Source organism: Curtobacterium sp. 'Ferrero' (assembly GCF_002412165.1).
Taxonomy (GTDB): Bacteria; Actinomycetota; Actinomycetes; order Actinomycetales; family Microbacteriaceae; genus Curtobacterium.
The window spans coordinates 1-515 of record NZ_NXIA01000049.1 but is presented as its reverse complement, the minus strand read 5'-3'; the positions used below and the strand labels follow the sequence as shown (position 1 = coordinate 515).

Sequence of the window (515 nt, the reverse complement as noted above, 5' to 3'; positions counted from 1 at the left end):
GCAATGGCTGAGGGCCTCGCGGTGTGCGCGAGGCCCTCGGTGGTGGTGGTCGTGGGTGTGTCAGTCGGCGGCAGTGATGGTGTTGTCCTTGCCCTGGTCGTCGATCTTGGGGGCGGTGCCGTGGTAGGTGATGGTGTTGGCGTTGCCGAGGACGGTGAGGGTGGTGACGCCGGTGACGTCGATGGTGTTCTTCTGTCCTTCGACGGTCAGGGTCGGCACGGTGCCGAGGGTGATGGTGCGGCCGGAGGAGATGATGCTGGCGCCGGCGCAGTCGCCGAAGGTGGCGGGCTTGGTGTCGGTGCTGTCGTCGAAGACCTGGAGGGAGCCGTCGATGCAGTCGTTGTAGCGGGTCTGGGCGACTTCGGCGGTGGCGGACGGCTTGGAGGAGGGGGTCGTGTCGGGCGCGGTGCTCGAGCAGGCGCTCAGGCCGGCTGCGGCGATCAGGGCGAGCGTGGTGGCGGCGAGGGTGCGGGTGAGGGTCGTGTGCATGGTGGTGTCCTTCGGAAGGGTGCTGC

Annotated in this window: 1 protein-coding gene; it reads right to left on the bottom strand. The window is 68.7% G+C overall.

Translation table 11 applies throughout. From position 1 onward, the window contains the following. Positions 1-60: 60 nt before the first annotated feature. Positions 61-515 (bottom strand): DUF3060 domain-containing protein (locus Csp2054_RS17575; protein WP_096900843.1); only part of this gene is annotated, 455 nt, incomplete at its 5' end.